General features: G+C 69.4%; 17 protein-coding genes. 7 read left to right on the top strand and 10 right to left on the bottom strand.

Annotation, left to right across the window (positions count from 1 at the left end):
- Positions 1–111: 111 nt before the first annotated feature.
- A complete protein-coding gene (locus ACSAMQ_RS11700) occupies positions 112–747 on the bottom strand; it encodes a response regulator (protein ID WP_435395803.1) in 636 nt (211 codons plus the stop codon).
- Positions 744–1,850, bottom strand: a complete 1,107-nt coding sequence (locus ACSAMQ_RS11695; protein ID WP_435395817.1) for a sensor histidine kinase — start codon at positions 1,848–1,850, stop codon at positions 744–746. Before ACSAMQ_RS11695 ends, ACSAMQ_RS11700 begins: the two co-directional genes overlap by 4 nt.
- Before the next feature lie 160 nt (positions 1,851–2,010).
- On the opposite strand from ACSAMQ_RS11695, the gene ACSAMQ_RS11690 reads away from it, so the two are divergent.
- From ACSAMQ_RS11690 to ACSAMQ_RS11680, 3 genes are all read left to right on the top strand, one after another.
- Entirely contained in the window at positions 2,011–2,718 is a 708-nt protein-coding gene (locus ACSAMQ_RS11690; protein WP_435395802.1) for a hypothetical protein, read from the top strand.
- A gap of 137 nt (positions 2,719–2,855) precedes the next feature.
- Positions 2,856–4,235, top strand: a complete 1,380-nt coding sequence (locus tag ACSAMQ_RS11685) for an alpha/beta hydrolase family protein (protein WP_435395801.1) — start codon at positions 2,856–2,858, stop codon at positions 4,233–4,235.
- A gap of 921 nt (positions 4,236–5,156) precedes the next feature.
- Entirely contained in the window at positions 5,157–6,548 is a 1,392-nt protein-coding gene (locus tag ACSAMQ_RS11680) for an FAD/NAD(P)-binding protein (RefSeq protein WP_435395800.1), read from the top strand.
- Between the two features lie 45 nt (positions 6,549–6,593).
- On the opposite strand, the gene ACSAMQ_RS11675 is transcribed toward ACSAMQ_RS11680, so the two are convergent.
- Positions 6,594–6,749: a hypothetical protein gene (locus ACSAMQ_RS11675; protein ID WP_435395799.1), complete on the bottom strand. Its 156-nt coding sequence runs from the start codon at positions 6,747–6,749 to the stop codon at positions 6,594–6,596.
- Positions 6,750–7,661: 912 nt separating this feature from the next.
- On the opposite strand from ACSAMQ_RS11675, the gene ACSAMQ_RS11670 reads away from it, so the two are divergent.
- The gene (locus ACSAMQ_RS11670) at positions 7,662–8,093 is read left to right on the top strand and encodes a carboxymuconolactone decarboxylase family protein (protein WP_435395798.1); all 432 of its coding nucleotides are present in this window, start codon (positions 7,662–7,664) and stop codon (positions 8,091–8,093) included.
- Between the two features lie 293 nt (positions 8,094–8,386).
- Positions 8,387–9,274, top strand: coding sequence for an RNA polymerase sigma factor SigJ (sigJ, locus tag ACSAMQ_RS11665; protein ID WP_435395797.1), 888 nt, complete (start codon positions 8,387–8,389; stop codon positions 9,272–9,274).
- A gap of 151 nt (positions 9,275–9,425) precedes the next feature.
- Here sigJ and ACSAMQ_RS11660 read toward each other — a convergent pair whose 3' ends face one another.
- The 5 genes from ACSAMQ_RS11660 to ACSAMQ_RS11640 all read right to left on the bottom strand — a co-directional run bounded on the left by ACSAMQ_RS11660 (position 9,426) and on the right by ACSAMQ_RS11640 (position 14,419).
- Positions 9,426–10,124, bottom strand: coding sequence for a helix-turn-helix transcriptional regulator (locus tag ACSAMQ_RS11660; protein WP_435395796.1), 699 nt, complete (start codon positions 10,122–10,124; stop codon positions 9,426–9,428).
- A gap of 70 nt (positions 10,125–10,194) precedes the next feature.
- Positions 10,195–11,433, bottom strand: a complete 1,239-nt coding sequence (locus ACSAMQ_RS11655; RefSeq protein ID WP_435395795.1) for an NIPSNAP family protein — start codon at positions 11,431–11,433, stop codon at positions 10,195–10,197.
- A 23-nt stretch (positions 11,434–11,456) separates the two neighbouring features.
- Positions 11,457–12,056: a hypothetical protein gene (locus ACSAMQ_RS11650; protein ID WP_435395794.1), complete on the bottom strand. Its 600-nt coding sequence runs from the start codon at positions 12,054–12,056 to the stop codon at positions 11,457–11,459.
- Positions 12,057–12,296: 240 nt separating this feature from the next.
- A complete protein-coding gene (locus ACSAMQ_RS11645; protein WP_435395793.1) occupies positions 12,297–13,694 on the bottom strand; it encodes an ATP-binding protein in 1,398 nt (465 codons plus the stop codon).
- A gap of 59 nt (positions 13,695–13,753) precedes the next feature.
- The gene (locus tag ACSAMQ_RS11640) at positions 13,754–14,419 is read right to left on the bottom strand and encodes a response regulator (RefSeq protein WP_435395792.1); all 666 of its coding nucleotides are present in this window, start codon (positions 14,417–14,419) and stop codon (positions 13,754–13,756) included.
- A gap of 294 nt (positions 14,420–14,713) precedes the next feature.
- On the opposite strand from ACSAMQ_RS11640, the gene ACSAMQ_RS11635 reads away from it, so the two are divergent.
- Positions 14,714–15,250, top strand: coding sequence for an N-acetyltransferase family protein (locus ACSAMQ_RS11635; RefSeq protein ID WP_435395791.1), 537 nt, complete (start codon positions 14,714–14,716; stop codon positions 15,248–15,250).
- 15 nt (positions 15,251–15,265) lie between these two features.
- Here the strand turns inward: ACSAMQ_RS11635 and dinB are convergent, their stop codons facing one another.
- Both dinB and ACSAMQ_RS11625 read right to left on the bottom strand, forming a co-directional pair.
- Positions 15,266–16,408 (bottom strand): DNA polymerase IV, encoded by a 1,143-nt coding sequence (gene dinB, locus ACSAMQ_RS11630; RefSeq protein WP_435395790.1) that lies wholly within the window; start codon positions 16,406–16,408, stop codon positions 15,266–15,268.
- Positions 16,409–16,463: 55 nt separating this feature from the next.
- Positions 16,464–16,901 (bottom strand): hypothetical protein, encoded by a 438-nt coding sequence (locus ACSAMQ_RS11625; protein ID WP_435395789.1) that lies wholly within the window; start codon positions 16,899–16,901, stop codon positions 16,464–16,466.
- A 271-nt stretch (positions 16,902–17,172) separates the two neighbouring features.
- Here ACSAMQ_RS11625 and ACSAMQ_RS11620 point away from each other — a divergent pair, with 271 nt between their 5' ends.
- A complete protein-coding gene (locus ACSAMQ_RS11620) occupies positions 17,173–17,679 on the top strand; it encodes a hypothetical protein (protein ID WP_435395788.1) in 507 nt (168 codons plus the stop codon).
- Positions 17,680–17,704 lie beyond the last annotated feature (25 nt).

The raw sequence follows: 17,704 nt of genomic DNA, 5'->3' as shown, positions 1-17,704 counted from the left end.
CCAGGCGAAGCTCGCTGATTCGATGCATGGCCTCGTCACTGTATTCGCCGCACGACCCGCAGGGCGCAGGCATATATGTGAATCCCTAATTCAAAATCCCCAATCCCGCCCTCAAATCACCCGCAAGGTGATCGCCTTCAGCACCGCACGGGTGCGGTCGCGGGTGTCGAGTTTTTCCAGGATCACCGAGACGTAGTTCTTGACCGTGCCTTCGGCCAGGAACATCGCGCGGGCGATCTCCTTGTTGGAGTAACCGCCGGCCATCAGCCGCAATACGGACACCTCGCGCTCGGTGAACAAGGCGCGCGGGGCGTCGTCGGCGTGGTAGCGGTAACGCGCGCGGACCGGTTCGGTGCTGACCGGCTGCAACAGCACTTCGCCGGCGGCGACGCGCACGATCGCCTCGCGCAGGTCTTCCGGGGCCGCGTCCTTGAGCAGGAACCCCTGCGCGCCGGCTTCGGTCGCGCGCAGCAGCAGTTCGCTGTCGTCGAAGGTGGTCAGCAGCAGCACCGGGGTGCGGTCGCCGCGTGCGCGCAGGCGCAGCAGGGCGTCGATGCCGTCGAGGCCGGGCATGCGGATGTCGCTGAGGATCACGTCGACCGGGGTGTCGGCGAGACGGTCGAGCAAGGCCTGGCCGTCGTCGGCCTCGAAGGCAATGCGCAGGCCCAGCCGTTCGAGCAAGGCGCGCAGGCCGGCGCGCACCAGCATCTGGTCGTCGGCGAGGCCGATGCGCAGGGGTTCGCTCATCCCGGCAGCCTCGCCTCGATCCGCATCGCGCCGCGCTCGTTGCGGGCGAAGCTCAGGTTGCCGCCGGCCGCGGCGATGCGCTCGCGCATGCCGGCCAGGCCGTTGCCTTCGCGCAATGCGCCGCGCAGGCGGCCGTCGTCTTCGACCCGGACCTGCAGGTGACCGCCGTCGCGATGAATCGAGACGTGTACTCGTTCGGCATCGGCGTGGCGGGCGCTGTTGGTCAGCGCTTCCTGGACCAGGCGCAGTAAAGTCTCGGCGAGCGCCGGGTCGGTCAGGTGGATGCGTTCGTCGATGTCCAGTTCCAGGGCCGGCCGCGGCATCGGCGCGGCGAGCGCGCGCAAGGCGGTGGCGAGGTCGAGGCCGCGCGAATCGCGCAGCGCCTGCACCACGTCGCGGATATCGCCGAGCAATTCGCCGGCCAGCCGCTGCGCCAACTGCACCTCGTCGCGTTGGCCGAGGCCGGGATCGGCGGCGAGCGCGCGCAGGTTCAACATCATCGCGGTGAGCTTGTGCCCGGCGACATCGTGCAGCTCGCGCGCCACGCGCAGGCGTTCGGCGTCGCGCGCGCTGTCGGCGAGCAGCGCGCGGGTGGCGAGCAGGTCGGCATTGACCAGGGCGAGCTGATCGCGGGTGTGTTCGGCGCTGCGCGCGTAATGGGCGACCATCGCCGCGAAGCCTTCGAAGCCGGCGAAGATCAGGGTCACCACCAGCGGCGCGCTGTGCCCGGTGACGCGCATGATCAGGTACAGCGCCAGGTTCAGCAGCAGGGCCAGGATCAACACCGGCCGCGGCGGATAGACCAGGGCCAGGTGGGCGATCAGCACCACCAGCAACGCCGGCGAAGTGCCGCCCTTCGGCGCCAGCCAGCACACGGCGAGCGCGCACACCGTTTCGACCACGAACAGCGCCAGCTTCCAGCGCGGCCGCGAGGGCGGCACCAGATCGCTGGCGAGAAAACTCAGCAGGAAACCGATCATCGCCGCCCACTGCGCGAGTTGGTCGCGGGCGCCGTCGTGGCGCAACGACAGCGCCACCGCCAGCCAGGTCAGCACGGCGGGCAGGTTGATGGCTTGGAAGATCACGCGCAGGGCGGCGGGCATGCCGGGATGCTGCGCGTGGGCGCCGGCGGTGGCAATGGCCGCGACGCAGAAAGTGACTTCCGGCAGGGTGAAGTCCTGACTGTCGGGCCCTGCCGCCGCGACCGGGTGCGACCACCATGGCCGCACCCGGTAACCGCGCCGGACGCGAGGAGACGCCGTCATGACATCGGCTTACGAATGGATCAAATACCTGCACATCGCGATCGGCTGCGTGGCGCTGGCCGGCTTCTGGAGCGCGGGTCTGGCCCGCAAGGGCAGCCCGCTGCACCGGCGCGCCGGCCAGGCCTTCCTGCTCGCGATGACCGGCATTCTCGTCACCGGCGTGCCGATGGCCTGGCACAAGTGGCAGGACGGCCATCCGGTGACCGCGGCCTTCCTCGGCTACCTGTTGGTGATCACCGCCACCGGCGTGTGGACCAGCTGGCGGGCGGTACGCGACAAGCGCGACGTGGTGCACTACACGGGCCCGGTCTACGTCGCCCTGGCCGTGTTGTCGTTGCTGTCGGGCGCCGCCATCCTCGCGCTCGGCCTGAAGGTCGGCGCACCGCTGCTGAGCGGGTTCTCCAGCATCGGCTTGTTCGTCGGCGCCGACCTGCTGCACAAGCGCTGGCGCCGCGACCGGTTGGCCCAGCGGCCGCGCTGGTGGCTGATCGAGCACTACACCGCGATGCTCGGCAACGGCATCGCCACCCATGTCGCCTTTCTCGGCATCGGCCTGCCGCGCCTGCTGCCGGCGATCGACGGCGCGGCCCTGCATTACGCGGCCTGGTTCGGCCCGCTGATCGTTGCGGTAGGCGCCAAGCTGTGGTTCGACCGGCGCTGGAAGCCCGCCGCAGCGCCGACGAACGCGGTCCGCGCCAGCGCATGACGCATCGCCGCGGGCGACCGATCACAACGCACGGCCAAAAGAAAGTGGCGACGGTTGAGCCGGTTCCGGCCGACGGCTTGCAACCTGCAGGGCGAACGGCGCATCTCAGCATCACTCTTACCGAAACGGCGACGCTCATGAACCGATCCGCCCTGTACCGCCACGCCCTGCCGATCGCATTGTTGGTGAGCGGCGGCGCCCTCGCCGCCGAATCCGCGGTGCAGGCCGCCAAGCCCGCCGCCGATCCGGCCGTGGCGCAAGCGCAGTGCCACACCGGCGCCTATCGCCTCGACGACGATCGCGTGGTCGATGTCGCCCGCACCAGCGCCGCCGGTGTGCTGCGCTGGCGCCTGCTCGACGGCAGCACCGGCAAGCTGGTGCACAAGGACGGCGCCTGGACCAGCACCCGCGGCTGGACCGACCAGGCCGACGGCGTGGCGGTTTCGTTCGGCGATTGCGCCGAGGGCCGCATCCGTTATGACGGCCATGACGGCCGCAAGCTGAAGTTCGACGTCACCGAGACCCGTTTCCAGGGCAATGGCGTCGAACTGCGCGGCCGCCTGGTGCTGCCGCCCGGCGAGGGCCCGGTGCCGCTGGTGGTGCTGGTGCACGGCTCGGAGAACTACTCCGGCGTCGACCTGTATCACCTGCAGAACCTGTTCCCGGCCAACGGCGTCGGCGTGTTCGTCTACGACAAGCGCGGCACCGGCGGTTCCACCGGCAAGTACAACCAGAACTTCTACCAGCTCTCCGACGACGCCGCGGCGGCGTTGCGCGAGGCCAAGCGCCTGGCCGGGCCGCGCGCCGGCCGCACCGGCTTCCACGGCGGCAGCCAGGGCGGCTGGGTCGCGCCGCTGGCGGCGAGCAAGGAGCCGCAGGCCGAGTTCGTCGTGGTCGGTTTCGGCCTCGCCGACGGCGTGCTGGCCGAAGACCGCGACCAGGTCGCGATGGACCTGCGCGCGGCCGGCTTCGGCGATGCGCCGACCCTGGCCAAGGCGCGCGAAGTCTCCGACGCGACCGGCCTGATCGCCTCCAGCGACGGCCAGCGCGGCTGGCAGGAACTCGACGCGCTGCGTGCCAAGTACGCGGCGCAGCCGTGGTGGAAGGCGCTCAAGGGCGAGTACACCGGCCAGGTGATCAACAGCACCCGGGCCGAGGTGCTGGCCGAGCTGGCCAAGCAGGACGTCGACCTGAGCTGGGACTACGACCCGATGCCGGTGCTGCGCAGCCTGCCGGCGCCGCAGTTGTGGATCCTGGGCGGCTCCGACCTCGAGGCGCCGTCGGACGAAACCCAGAAGCGCCTGGTCGGACTGGCCGGCGAAGGCCGCCCCATCACCACCGTGCTGTTCCCGCAGTCGGACCACGGCATGCTCGATTTCGAAATCGACGCCAAGGGCGAACGCCGGCACACCCGCGTCGCCGAAGGCTACTTTGCGATGCAACTGGACTGGATCAAGCGCGGCAAACTCGATGGCCAGCCTTACGGCCGGTCGAAGGTGCTGGCCGAGGCGAAGTGAGGGTGGCTGCTTTTTGCGGAATGGTGGCGGGTGGTCGTCGAGCCTTTCACGGCCCGACTTCGCACAAGCGTCATCCCCGCGAAGGCGGAGCAACGGATGGCAGAGACTACAAAGTCATGTCGCGGTAGAACCCTGGGTTCCCGCCTACGCGGGAACGACGGTAGGTAGGGTTTCCCGCGGCTCGCAGTCGTCTTCCCCGCAAAGGGCTGAGGGCGAAGAACTCCAGCCCGGTCGTCGATTCAATCGTTCTCGGTCGCGACGCACACGCAGTTATCTTTAGCCCGTTGCCCAGTCTTTGAGCCGCTTTGCCGCTTTGCCGGTCAAATAAAGACCCGGAGGGCGGCCCGCAGGGAGGCGGGCCGTGCGCAAGCAGGCCATGGATGGCCTGTCTGGAGCATCCCTGCGTCGGCTTCGATCGTGCGGGCTGGTGCCCTTGCAAGAAGAAGCACTATTTCTTTGGTGACTTTCTTTTGTTGCTTTGGACGAGAAAGTTACCCGCACCCTTTAGGGAGCGGAAGCTTTGCTTTTGTCGTGGCTTCAATGCCCCGGCGGCAAGAAACGCCGCAACTGGAGGCGGCGCGGTCGCGACTTGCGTCGCTCCTACCCCGCGAGAGTTGACGGCTTCGACCGATAGCCCCCGCGTTGCGGCCTCTGCGCGTACCGCGTCGCGGCTTACGCCGCTCCTACAGCGGGAACTACGGCCGGCAACGCCGCGACGTCGAATGAGCGTGGTCCCACCCGTCGAACCCAAGCTGCGAACCGCATTGCAGTTCCATGTCCGCGCTCATGCCCGTTCGTCATGTCGACGTTCCACATGGTTCGCGCGCCTTTACGCAACGGTAACCGGCGTTTTACGCGCCGGCGCGGGCGATCCACTAGAACGGAAGCTCCTTGGGCATCGCCTCGCGACAGGAGCACTTCATGCGGATCACGATCGTCGGAGCGGGTTTCAGCGGTAGCGCGCTGGCCAGCGAACTGGCGCGGCAGGCAGGACCCGGCGTCGAGCTATGCCTGATCGGCATGGCCGACAGTTACAGCCGCGGCGTCGCCTATGGCGAAGCGCGTTCTGAGCATTTGCTCAACGTGCGCGCGAGCGAACTCGGCGCGACGCCCGACCAGCCCGGCGCCTTCGCCGACTGGCTCAACCTCAGCGATCGCGCGCGAATCAGCTACCTGCCTCGATTGGCCTACGGCGAATACCTGCATGCGCAACTGCAGACCGCGGTGGCCGGTAGCACCGCGGCGTTCAACCAGATTCGCCAGGAAGCGATCGCGGTCGAACGCGCCTCGGCCGGATTTCGCGTGCACCTGGCCGACGGCAGCGATTTCCTCAGCGACAAGGTCGTGCTCGCGGTCGGCGCCTTGCCGCCCCAGGCGCTGGCCGGGGTCGGACCGCGCCTGGCGATCCATCCGAGTTATCTCAACTGGCCGTGGCAGGACGGCGCCATCGATGCGATCGACCCGGATGCGCGGCTGTTGATCGTCGGCACCGGTTTGACGATGGCCGACGTGGTGACGACTTTGCAGCATCGCGGCCACCGCGGCCCGATCGTGGCGTTGTCGCGGCACGGGCTGCTGCCGCGCGCGCACGGCGAATACCCGCCGGCGGAGATCGCCTTGCCTCCGGCGGTACTGCAGGCGCTGCACACGCACGCGCCGCGCGAGCTGCTGCGCGCCCTGCGCACCCTGACGCCGGTGGTCGACGACTGGCGCAGCCTGATCGATGCACTGCGGCCGCACCTGCAGACGTTCTGGCGCGGCGTGCCGCTGGCGCAGCGCGCGAGTTTCCTGCGCCACTTGCGTTCGTATTGGGAAGCGGTGCGCCACCGCATCGCGCCGCAACTGGCCGAGCAGTTGCAAGCCTTGCGCGACAATGGCCAGCTGCAAGTACGCGCCGGCCGCCTGCTGCGCGCTCGGCGCGGCGACGATGCGGTCGAAGTCCTGATCCGCGAACGTGGCGGCACCGCCCTGCACAGCGAGCGCTACGACGTATTGATCCGCGCGACCGGCCTCGACACCGACGTCGAACGCACCACCCATCCGCTGGTCGCGCATCTGCGCGAGTCGGGGCTGGTAGCGGCCGATCCGCTGGGCTTGGGCTTGAAGGTGTCGGACCGGTTCGAGGTGCTCGACGCCAAGGGCGGCGCAGTGCGCGGCCTGTACGCGATCGGCCCCCTGCTGCGCGCGCAGCTGTGGGAAATCACCGCGGTGCCGGAGCTGCGCACTGCGGCGAGAGAGTTGGCCGGGCAGTTGCTCGCTACTACGGTTGCGGCACGCGCCGCGGGTGCGCAGCGATTGGCGGTTGCCGGATGAGTCGTTGCGGCGGCGCTTCAGGGTAGGAGTGGCGTCCTGCAAGCTTTACGTCGCGAGTCGCGACGGCCTGCGGCCCATTCTTGGCGCAACGCTATTGCCGTTGCCGTTGCCGTTGCCGTTGCCGTTGCCGTTGCCGTTGCCGTTGCCGTTGCCGAGATTTTGATTTGTCTTGCTTTGCCGCTTTGCCGCTTTGCCGGTCAAAAGCAGACCCGGAGTGCGGCCCGCGGGGACGCGGGCCGTGCGCAAGCAGGCCAGGGATGGCCTGTCTGGAGCATCCCTGCGTCGGCATCGATCGTGCGGGCTTGTACCCTTGCAGGGAGAGCACTTTTCTTTGGTGACTTTCTTTTTTTGCTTTGGACGAGAAAGTTACCCGCACCCTTTAGGGGCGGAAGCTTTGCTCTTGATGTTGCTTCACCGCCTCACGGCTGGTGACGCCGCGACCGAAGACGGCGCGGTCGCGACTTACGTCGCTCCTACAGGGGCTGCGGCTAGGAGCGCCGCGAGGTCGTGACGCCGCAGTCGCGGCTTGCGCCGCCCCTACCCAGAGCTGCCGCATCGGCATGTCGCTACGGCCCCTGCTCCCTGTAGGAGCGACGTAAGTCGCGACAAGGGACGCGCAGAATAATAAAGCCATAGTCATTGATCGAAGCGGCGTGCCGTCGCCGGGTAGGAGCGGCGCAAGCCACGACATCGCTGCGATGGTCTTGCGGCGCACAATTCAATAAAGATCAAGATCAAACCCAAAGCTTCCGCCACTAAAGCGGCGGGTTACTTTCTTTTGTCTAAAGCAACAAAAGAAAGGTAACCAAAGAAGTTGCTTTTCTTTGAATCAAGGGCCCGCACGAACGATGCCGACGCGGTGATTTTTCATACGGGACATCCCTGTCCCGATGAAAAACGGCCCGCATCCGTGCGGGCCGCCCTCCGGGTCTTCGATTGCCTTCGCGAGGTCTATGCGTCGCCGAGCTCAACAAGCCAAAAGCAGGCGGCCTCCTACTTGATCAGGCCAGCCCCACAAGGGCCGGGAAAACTTTTCGCCCCAAGATGTCACACGGCGACCCGGTGAATCGTCGAACCGGTATAAGCCCCTCATTCCTCACCGGAGAACGCCCCATGAGCAATACCGCCCCGATCAAGTACGAACGCGAGATTCCCGAGATTCTGTCCCAGCTCGGCCAGGTCGAGGCCGCTGTCTCGGCCCTGGGCCTGGAGCGGCCGATCTATCATTTGATCAAGCTGCGCGCGTCGCAGATCAATGGCTGCGCCTTCTGCGTCAAGATGCATCTGCGCGAGGCCCGCGCCGACGGCGAGAGCAACGACCGCCTCGACCGCCTGGTCGTGTGGCGCCATGTCGGCGACTTCAGCGCCGCCGAGCGCGCCGCCCTGGCCTGGACCGAAGCGCTGACCACGCTGGACGAGCGCACCGATTACGGCGCGCTGCGCGAGGCCCTGCGCGAGCACTACAGCGACCCGCTGATCGGCGCGCTCAGCGCGGCGGTGGCGATGATCAACCTGTGGAACCGGCTGCAGGTATCCAGGCACTGAGCGGTCGCTCCGATACGCTTGTGCAGGAACCGTCATTTCGCGCGAGTTGCCCGCTTGGCGTCACTGCCCTTCGGGCTGCTTCTCGACCTTCCCCAAGCGGTCGGCGATCAGTTCCGCATAATGCCTGCCGTCCATTTGATCGCTTCGACCACGGAGGGTGGGCGGCGAAGGAAAGCGCTCTAGCCCCCCTCCCGCTTGCGGGAGAGGTTTGGGGTGAGGGCCGCGCGCCTACATACTCACCCGCCCAACGTCCCACGACGCACGCGCGCACCGCCCGCGCTTAGAACCGAGCCATGAACGCTTCCGACGACTCCCAACTGTTCGCGCAATCGGCGCCGATGCTGATCGGCCTGGCTTACCGCATCCTCGGCTCGCGCGCCGACGCCGAAGACGCGGTCCAGGACACCTTTCTGAAGTGGCAGGCGACCGATCGCGGCGCGATCGACAACCCGGGCGCCTGGCTGACCACCGCCTGCACGCGCCGCTGCATCGACCTGCTGCGCTCGGCCCACCGCACCCGTGTCGACTACGTCGGCTCATGGCTGCCCGAACCGATCCAGACCGCCGCGACCGAGCGTCCCGACGAGCAGCTGTCGCTGGCCTCGTCGCTGTCGACCGCGTTCCTGCTGCTGCTCGAACGGCTGACCCCGAAGGAGCGCGCAGCGTATCTGCTGCACGAGATCTTCGAGCAGTCCTACGCCGACGTCGCCCGCACCCTGGAGATCGAGGAAGCCGCCTGCCGCAAGCTGGTCCAGCGCGCGCGCGCCAACGTCGAACAGGAAAAGGTCCGCCACGTGACCCCGGCCGAGCAACAGGACCAGCTCTTGGCCGCGTTCGAGACCGCATTGACTGAGGGCCGCACCGCGCCGCTGGCCGCCCTGCTGTCCGAGCAGATCGCCCTGCGCGCCGACGGCGGCGGCAAGGTGACCGCCGTCGCCGAGGCCCTGCATGGCCGCGACGCGGTGCTGGGTTTCATCGAAAGCGTGCTGCACCCGGCCTGCCGCAACGATCGCTGGACCTTCGTCGACCTCAACGGTTCGCGCGGCGTGATCCTCGAACGCGACGGCCGCATCGAAGCCGCGGTGAGTTTCGGCTACGACGAGAACGACCGCCTGCGCGACATCTTCATCATGCGTAACCCGGACAAGTTGGCGCGGCTGGAAGCGGTGAGGATTCGTTGAGTGGTTCGGGGCTTGGGCTTCGGCGTGGGGATTCGGGATTCGGGATTCGGGATTCGGGATTCGGGACTCGGGACTCGGGACTCGGGACTCGGGACTCGGGACTCGGGACTCGGGACTCGGGATCGGAGAGTAAAACCGTGCGCTTATACCCTTATCCCGAGTCCGTCGCCGCCGCCCCCACCGAGCACAGGTAGGCATCGAGACCGCGCTCGCGAGTGTCGACGAAGCTTTCGCCGGTGGCGGCGTACTCGACGATGCGGTCGGGGCGGAAGCTGCGGAAGTCGGTGCGCAGGCGACACCAGGCGCCCAGGGTCCAGCTGCCGCCCCAGAACGACAGGCACAGCGGTTCGATGTCGCGCGCGCTCGCACGCGCTTCGCCGTCGCGATAGACCAGGCGCAGCACGCGTCGTTCGAGCACCGCGCCGTGCAGAGCGTCGATCAGGCCGCTGGCTTCGATGCGGTTGTCGAGCTGCGGGGCGAAGATGCGGGTGCGGGCGCTGCGCGCGCGCAATTCCGGCGGCAGCACCGCTTCGATCTTGAGCAGGGCCGCGGTCGCGCCGCGGCCCAAACGCTCGCCGCCGAAGGCGCGCACGAACCGCGTGCCGACCACCAGGGCTTCGAGCTCGTCGGGATTGAACATCAGCGGGGGGATGTCCGCGCCCTTGCGCAGCAGATAGCCGACTCCGGCCTCGCCCTCGATCGGCACGCCGGAGCGCTGCAGGTCGGCGACATCGCGGTAGACCGTGCGCAGCGACACCTCCAGGGTCTGCGCCAGCTGCTGGGCGGTGATCGCATGGCGGCGTCCGCGCAGGGCATGGATCAGCAGGAACAGGCGGTCGGCGCGGCGCATCCGGCATGATCCCGCGCCGCCGCGCCGGGCTCAAGCGGCCGCATGGGACCCGGACCGCGAGCGCCGATACTCATGCCCGCAGTTCCGAACGCGCGGTCGGCGCCAGGCGCAGCAGCTGCGGCGCCTGCTTGAGGTCGCCGAGCATGGCGTCGGCCAGCAGCGCGCGCCAACGCGGATCGCTGTCCAGGGCGGCGAAGTGGGCACGCTGCGCGGCTTCGTCGGGATACCGGGCGAACCAGACCAGCACCGCCTCGCGCTCGCGCACCGGCAGGCGCGGGTAGCCGTTCGGCGACGGGTCGGTCGCATAGGTCGCCAGCAGTTCGGCGCCGGCGCCGAGCCAGGGCGCGAAACGCTGCTCGAACAATGCGGCGAAACCATCCTCGGCCGGCGCGTTCAGCTCGCAGATCCCGATCGCGACCACGCCCTCGCCGCTCGCGGCGCTTCCGACTGACGCGCGCGCGCTCGGCGCGGCCGCGAAGCCCGAGCCCGGCCACGCCGGCCTCAGCATCAGCACGTCGTCGTTGTCGAGCAGGGTCGCGTTGGCGGCCTTGCGGTGCCGCTTCCAGATCGGTCCGCCGTAGAAGGCGTCGAGCGAGGCCGCGCGCAAGGCGTGATTGGGAAACCCGCGCACCCAGGTGTAGCGGTCGGCATGGTCGAGGTCGCGGAACTGCGCGATCACGTGCATGCCCACCGCTTCCTGCGGCTCGATGAATTCGCGCTCGAACAGATCGATCAGTTCGTCGCGGCGGCCCGGCTGCATGCGGTACTGGCGCAGTTCGATCACCGCATCCTCGTGCAGCAGGCGGCCGTGTTCGTCGCTGCGGTGCATCCACATATGCCAGTTGGTTTCCCAGCTGACGCCGCCGTCGGGCGAGAATTCCTGGTGCCAGTGCGCGGTGTTGGCGCTGATGGCGTTCCATACGAACTTGGCCAGTACCGGCCGGCCCTCGTGTTCGAGTTCGCCGTGGAACACGCCGACCCCGTTGTCGTAGCCGCCGACCACCGGCGGCTCGAGCACGCCGTCGTGGCTGCCGGCCCAATAGATGCTCCATTGCCGGCGCTCGAGGTTGAACAGGCGCAGGGTCATGCCCTGGAAGCCGTCCTCGGCGCCGGGGCGGCCCCAGTCGGAGACGAAGGCATCGACATTGCCCAGGCCGCCGAGCACCGGTGCGCAGGTCTGGACGGCCGGGAAGATTTCCCAGTCTTCGGACCCGACCAGGCGCTGGCGCAGGCGTTCGTTGTGCACCTGCCAACGGCCGTGCAGAAAATCGAAATCATGGCGGCCGTCGGCCGCAGTGGTGTCGTTCATCGCGTCGCTCCTCGCATGCGGGCTCAAGCCTGCCGCGTCATCCACATGATCCAGTTGGTTTCCCAGCTGCGGCCGCCGTCGGCCGACAAGGCCTGCTCCCAGCGCACGCTGTCGGCGGTGATCTCCGACCAGGTCGCGCGCGAAGGCAGCATCCGCCCTTCGTGCGCTTCCAGCCCGTGGAACACGCCGATGCCGTCGCGGAAGCCGCCGCTGAGCGGCGCTTCGAGCACGCCGTCGCGATCGCTGGCCCAGTACACCTGCCACAGCTTCGTCGCCGGTTGATACAGGCGCAGGGCGAAGCCTTCGATGCCGCCGCCCCAGGCGGTGAGGTAGCGGTCGACGCTGCCGAGACCGCCGAGCACCGGCCGGCATTCGTCGGTGGCGTCGAATTCGATCCAGTCGTCGCTGCCGGCCAGGCGCTTGGCCAGACGGCGGTTCCTGACCTGCCAACGACCGTGATAGAAGTCGAAATCGTGGCGGCCGTCGCGATCGGGCGCGGTCGGGCCGCCGCCGGCCGGGGCCGCCGCGGTCGCGGCGAACGGCGCCGCCTGCAGGACCGAGCTCATCGCTGCGAGCTGCGCGCTCGCCCCCACCTGCAGGATCAATCGTCGTTGCCGGTCCATCTCGCGCTTCCCCCGTGGCCGCGTCGGGCCAGGCCGTGCCGATCGCACGCCGCCACTGTGCGCGGGGGCTGCTGCCAGCCTGCTGTCAGCAGGGCGCAGCGGGAGGGCGAAAGCGAAAGCACGGGCAATAGAGAAGCAAGGCAAGGCGCCCCTGCCCCTCTTCGACGAAAGGGGGCCGGGGAGATTTGCCGTCGTTGTCGCCCTCGCCGCCGTCGCTCCGATTCCCGGCCTCACCGGAGCTCAAGCCGCCGGCGCCACCGGGAACAGCACCCGCACTTCGAAGCCGCGGCCTGGGCCGCGCGGGTCGTCGGCGCCGCGCTCCAGGCCTTCGCCGCATTCGATGCGGGCGCCATGGGTCTGGGCGATGCGGGCGACCAGCGACAGGCCGATGCCGCTGCCGCCGTCCGGGCTGCCGGGCGCGCGGTAGAAGCGGTCGAAGATGCGTTGGCAGTCGTCGACCGCGACGCCGGGGCCGTTGTCGGCGACGCACAGCGCAACCGCGCCGTCGCCTTCGGCATGGCAGGACACCGCGACGGTACCGTCGGCGCCGGCATGGCGTACCGCGTTGTCGATCAGGTTGCGCAGCAGGATGCCGAGCTGGTCGACGTCGCCGAGCAAACGGGTCGGTTCGGCGCGCAGGGTGATGCGCTGGCGGCGTTCGCGGGCGAGCGTCTCGAAGTCGCGGATCACCAGCACGATCAAGTCGGACAGGTCCAGCGGCGCCAGCCGCACCGATTCTTCGCCGGCATCGAGCCGGGCCAGGTCCAGCAACTGTTCGGACAGGCGTGCGCTGCGTTGCACGCCGGCGCGCAAGCGCAGCAAGGCGGCGTTCTTTTCTTCCAGGGTGTCGGCGCGCAGGGCCAGTTCGGCATGGGTGCTGAGCACCGCCAGCGGCGTGCGCAATTCGTGGGCGGCGTCGGCGATGAACCGGCGCTCGTGCTGGACCGCGGTATCGACGCGTTCGAGCTGGCTGTTGAAGGCGTCGACCAGCGGCCGGAACTCGTTCGGCAACTCGGCGCTCGGCAGCGGCGTGAGATCGAGCGGCGGGCGCTCGCGCAGGGTGTCGCGCAAGGTCGTCAGCGGCCGCAGCGAACGGCCGATCACCATCCACATCGCCAACCCGAACACCACCAGGATCAAGGCCGCGGCGAGCAGGCTGCCGAGAATCCAGCCCTGCAGTTCCTGGATCGCCATCTGCTTGGTGCGGCCGACCTGCACAACCAGGCCGCGCAGGGGGTCGGTGAGGCTGTAGACCTGCCAGCGCTCGCCGTGGATCTCGCGGCGGGCGAACCCGTCGCGGAAGTCGGGCTTCAACGGCTCCAGCGGCGCGGCCGCCGAATACACCACGTTGCGGCCCTGCGCCCACACCTGGAAGCTCATCTTGCGATCGGCCTCGACCGGCACGGTGACCCGCTTCGGGTCGCGCGAGGGCAGCCGCTCCAACCCCTCCGGCATCGACGCCAGCACCTGCTCGGCGATCTCGCGCAGCGAGTTGTCGAGAAAACCGGTGTGCTCGCGGCCGAGCTGCCAGATCTGGCAGCCCATCCATACGAACCAGGCCAGCAGCACGCTCTTGATCAGGACGAAGGTCAGGCGCCAGCGCAGCGAGCGGGTGCCGCGGCAACGCTTGTCGGCCACCGCCGCGGGCGTAGCAGCCGCGGGCCCGGCAGCCGCAGGCTTCGCGGGTGCGGGCGCGCTCATGCCGCCCCCGCGCCGACGCGATAGCCGTAGCCGTGCACGGTCACGATCAGGTGTTCGCCGAGCTTGCGCCGCAGCTGGTGCACGTACACCGCGATGGTGTTGCTTTCGATGGTGCCGGAGCTGCCGTACACGGCTTCCTCGAGTTGCTCGCGAGTGACCACCCGGCCCTGGCGTTCGAGCAGCAGCATCAGGGTGCGGAACTCGTGCCCGCTCAGCGCGACCGGCTCGCCGTCGCGGGTGACCAGGCGCCGCGCCGGGTCGAGCACCACCGTGCCGCAGCTCAGCACCGGCGAGACCCGGCCCTGACTGCGCCGCATCACCGCGCGCAGGCGCGCGCACAACTCGTCGAGCTGGAACGGCTTGACGATGTAGTCGTCGGCGCCGGCATCGAGCCCGGCGATGCGCTCGCTGAGCTTGTCGCGCGCGGTCACGATCAGCACCGGGGTCGCGTCGTAGCGGCCGCGCAGGGTCGCCAGCACGCCCAGGCCGCTGCCGCCGGGCAGGCCGAGATCGAGCAGGACCGCATCGAAGTCGTGATCGACCAGGGCGGTCTTCGCCAAGGGCGCATCGGCGACCCAATCGACCCGCCAACCGTCGTGCATCAGGCCCGCGCGCACCGCCTCGGCGAGCATCGCGTCGTCTTCCACCAGCAGGATGTTCATGCCTCGCCTTGCGTCACCTTGTCGCATCGCCAGCCGCACAGTGCGCCGGCACGATTAAAAACTTCTTAAAAGCAGGCGCGCAGGATGCGCTGCATTCCGGTCAGGAGCCTCGCCATGCTCGCCCCGCCGTTCTTCGCCGCCCGCAGCGGCGCTCCGCGCGCATCGCCGCCGACGATGCTACCTCCGCCGCCGGTGCCGATCGACGCACTCGCGTCGCGGCCGCGAACCCTGCGCAGCGCCGACGCCCCGCTCCCCGACGCCTCCTTTCCCTCCCCCTCCCGGAACCCGCCCCCCATGAAACCCCAGCCCGCCGCTCCCGACCCGACCGCCCCCGCGCCCCGGACCCTGGCCGGCCTGGTGGTCCGCCCGGTAGTGCGCGAAGACGCCGCCGTGCTGATCGAGCTGTGCAACGAACACGCCGAGCAGCTCGCCCTGGAACGCCGGCCCTACGGCCCGCCGCGCAACGATGCGCTGGAGCTGATGGAAGTGCTGTTCGAGCCGCCGTTCGGCGCCTGGGCCTGGATCGCCGAGGTCGACGGCCTGCACGTCGGCTACGCCAGCGCCACCGCCGGCTTCTCGATGCTCGAACGCGCCTATTGCCTGCAGCTCGACGACCCTTACTTGCGCGCGCCGTGGCGGGGCCGCGGCATCGAGGCCGAGCTGTTCCGCCAGGCGCTCGACGCGGCGCGCCGGTTCGGCTGCCTCAACCTGCAGTGCCAGTCGCCGCTGTGGAGCGAGGCCGCGCGCGAGGCCGATGCCCCGGTGCGCGCACTGCGCATGGACGCGATGCGCTACGTGGTGCGGATGGACAACGAGACCGCCGCGGCCTGAGCGCGAGGTTCCCGCTCAGTCGCGGTCCGGTGAGCGTTCGAACAGGTCCGACTGGACGGCGCCGTCCTCGTCTTCGGCGAAACCCGACAGGCCGACGCCGACCAAGCGGAACAGGGTCTGCGCCGGCAGCTCGACCCGCGCGCGCAGCGCGCAGGCGATGTCGGCCAGTTCGGTTTCGTCGGCGGGCGGATGCGCCGCGGTCAGGCTGCGGGTAAGGATGCGGAAGTCGGCGGTCTTGAGCTTCAGCACCACGGTGCGGGCGACCCGCCCCGGGCTGCGCTGCAGTTCGCGTCGATAGCCGGCCCAGGTCTTGGCCGCCAGCCTGCGGATGTCGGCCTCGACCTGCTCCAGCGGCAGGTCGCGCTCGAAGGTGTCCTCCGAAGACACCTGCAGGGTCGGCCGCTCCGGCTCGACCGCGTTGTGGTCGATGCCCAGCGAGAGTTCGTGCAGGCGCCGTCCCCAGCGGCCGAAACGCTGCTCCAGTGCGAGCGCGCCGAGCGCGCGCAGGTCGGCGACCACGCCGACGCCGAGTTCGGCGAGCTTGGCCTCCATGACCTTGCCGACCCCGGGCAGGCGCCCGACCGGCAGCGGCGCCAGAAAGGCCTCGACCTGGTGCGGGCGGATCACGAACAGCCCATCGGGCTTGCGCCAGTCCGAGGCGATCTTGGCCAGGAACTTGTTCGACGCCACTCCGGCCGATGCGGTCAGCCGGGTCTCTTCGCGGATCGCCGTGCGGATCGCCTCGGCGGTCGCAGTGGCCGAGGGCAGGCCGGTCTTGGTGGTGGTGACGTCGAGATAGGCCTCGTCGAGCGACAAGGGTTCGATCAGGTCGGTGTGGCGGGCGAAGATCTCGCGCACCTGGCGCGAGACCGCCTTGTAGCGCGCGAAGTCCGGCGGCACGAACACCGCGTGCGGGCACAGGCGCTCGGCGCGCACCGCCGGCATCGCCGAACGCACGCCGAACTTGCGCGCCTCGTAACTGGCCGCGCACACCACCGAACGCGCGCCGCGCCAGGCCACCACCACCGGCTGGCCGCGCAGCTCCGGCGCATCGCGCTGCTCGACCGACGCGTAGAACGCGTCCATGTCGACGTGCAGGACTTTGCGGCTGGGCGCGGTTTCGGACACGGCACCGGGGCAGGCGGACGAACGCGCCATGGTAGCGCCTCGCCGCCTGCCCGCTTGCGCCGGATCGGGCGGGTCGCCGCGACGGTCAGAGGGGCTGGAACAACACTTCCAGCTGGTCGACGCTGTTGAGCCCGGCGCCGTAGGTACCGTCGCCCTGATCGGATTGCCCGGCGTTCGGCAGCGCGTTGACCAACGCGGCGAAAGCCTCCGGGACATTGTCCTGCCACAGCGCGATCTGGCCGACGATGGATTGATTCTCCGGGAAGCCGGCCAGCAACGCGGTCACGGTGGGCACGTCGGCGGCGGTGAACTGCTGATCCTGGTCGTTCACCATCACCAGATGGATGCCGATGACCTCGGTGGCATCGACATTGCTGGCGACGATGCCGATGCAGGAAGTGAAGTTGCCGAACTGCACCGTCGGCACGGGCTGGCCGTTGACCGGCAGAATCGCCTGCGCGCTGGCCCACTGGCATTCGCCGATGTTGAGCGGCGTGCGGCAACGAGTGATCTGATAGGGCATCTGAAGTCTCCTGTGGGTGGGACGCAGCGGATGCCGCGCCGGAGTTCCTTCTAGCGGCCCCGACCGCGCCGCGATATGCGGACGCGGTCCGCAGCGCGGCATCGCGCCGGTTCTGGCATCGCGAGAGGCTATGGCATCGCGAGGGCTATGGCATCGCAAAGGTTTCGGCATCGCCTCGGACCCGGCGCGCAAACGCCGCCTGCGTCTCGGATCGCCCTGCGCACCCGCCCTCGCCGCTTCACGGCCGCGCGCCGGCCGCGTTCTGGCGGACATGACTATCTCTCTACGCACACACGCCGGCGAAGCGGCCGTCGATTCGCATCCCTGCTTCGCCGGCCTGCCGGAACCGGAATCGGCCGAGTTCGAGGCCTTGTGCCGCTTCTGCGAAGAGCACCGGGTCGAGGTGCTGTCGTCGCTGCCCTGGGTCGCGGCCGAGATCGCCGCGCTCGAAGGCTTCGACGCCATGCTGCGGCTGGTGCGCCGCCACGGCGGGCGCCGGCTGTACCTGTCGCGCAGCCGCAACGCGTGCTCGGCCCGGCTCGGCGTGGCCCTGGACCCGCCCACCCATCGGCGCCTGCTCGAGCGCGCCAGCGCCGCCGGCACCATCGAGATCCCTTCGGCCTGGGGCGTGTTCGTCGGCCTGCGCCGGGTCGGCATCCGCGCCGCGGTGCGCGCCGGGCGCAGCCAGCGCGAGGTCGCCCAGACCTTCGGGGTGACCGAACGCCACCTGCGCCGCGAGGCCGACAACCTGCGTCCGGACGGACTGCGCGCCGACTGACCGGGGCCGGATCGGCCGCGCGGCG

This window comes from Lysobacter sp. 1R34A (assembly GCF_051217035.1).
Taxonomy (GTDB): domain Bacteria; phylum Pseudomonadota; class Gammaproteobacteria; order Xanthomonadales; family Xanthomonadaceae; genus Lysobacter.
Note: the sequence above shows the minus strand (reverse complement) of the source record. Positions and strands in the feature narration are given on the sequence as shown.

Excerpts from the sequence above, each read along its gene's own strand:
- ACSAMQ_RS11635 (WP_435395791.1), top strand. The coding sequence starts at position 14,714 with ATGAAACCCCAGCCCGCCGCTCCCGACCCGACCGCCCCCGCGCCCCGG.
- ACSAMQ_RS11660 (WP_435395796.1), bottom strand. The coding sequence starts at position 10,124 with ATGCGCCGCGCCGACCGCCTGTTCCTGCTGATCCATGCCCTGCGCGGA.
- ACSAMQ_RS11640 (WP_435395792.1), bottom strand. The coding sequence starts at position 14,419 with ATGAACATCCTGCTGGTGGAAGACGACGCGATGCTCGCCGAGGCGGTG.
- ACSAMQ_RS11680 (WP_435395800.1), top strand. The coding sequence starts at position 5,157 with ATGCGGATCACGATCGTCGGAGCGGGTTTCAGCGGTAGCGCGCTGGCC.
- ACSAMQ_RS11625 (WP_435395789.1), bottom strand. The coding sequence starts at position 16,901 with ATGCCCTATCAGATCACTCGTTGCCGCACGCCGCTCAACATCGGCGAA.
- sigJ (WP_435395797.1), top strand. The coding sequence starts at position 8,387 with ATGAACGCTTCCGACGACTCCCAACTGTTCGCGCAATCGGCGCCGATG.
- dinB (WP_435395790.1), bottom strand. The coding sequence starts at position 16,408 with ATGGCGCGTTCGTCCGCCTGCCCCGGTGCCGTGTCCGAAACCGCGCCC.
- ACSAMQ_RS11670 (WP_435395798.1), top strand. The coding sequence starts at position 7,662 with ATGAGCAATACCGCCCCGATCAAGTACGAACGCGAGATTCCCGAGATT.
- ACSAMQ_RS11700 (WP_435395803.1), bottom strand. The coding sequence starts at position 747 with ATGAGCGAACCCCTGCGCATCGGCCTCGCCGACGACCAGATGCTGGTG.
- ACSAMQ_RS11620 (WP_435395788.1), top strand. The coding sequence starts at position 17,173 with ATGACTATCTCTCTACGCACACACGCCGGCGAAGCGGCCGTCGATTCG.
- ACSAMQ_RS11695 (WP_435395817.1), bottom strand. The coding sequence starts at position 1,850 with ATGCCCGCCGCCCTGCGCGTGATCTTCCAAGCCATCAACCTGCCCGCC.
- ACSAMQ_RS11690 (WP_435395802.1), top strand. The coding sequence starts at position 2,011 with ATGACATCGGCTTACGAATGGATCAAATACCTGCACATCGCGATCGGC.
- ACSAMQ_RS11650 (WP_435395794.1), bottom strand. The coding sequence starts at position 12,056 with ATGGACCGGCAACGACGATTGATCCTGCAGGTGGGGGCGAGCGCGCAG.
- ACSAMQ_RS11655 (WP_435395795.1), bottom strand. The coding sequence starts at position 11,433 with ATGAACGACACCACTGCGGCCGACGGCCGCCATGATTTCGATTTTCTG.
- ACSAMQ_RS11685 (WP_435395801.1), top strand. The coding sequence starts at position 2,856 with ATGAACCGATCCGCCCTGTACCGCCACGCCCTGCCGATCGCATTGTTG.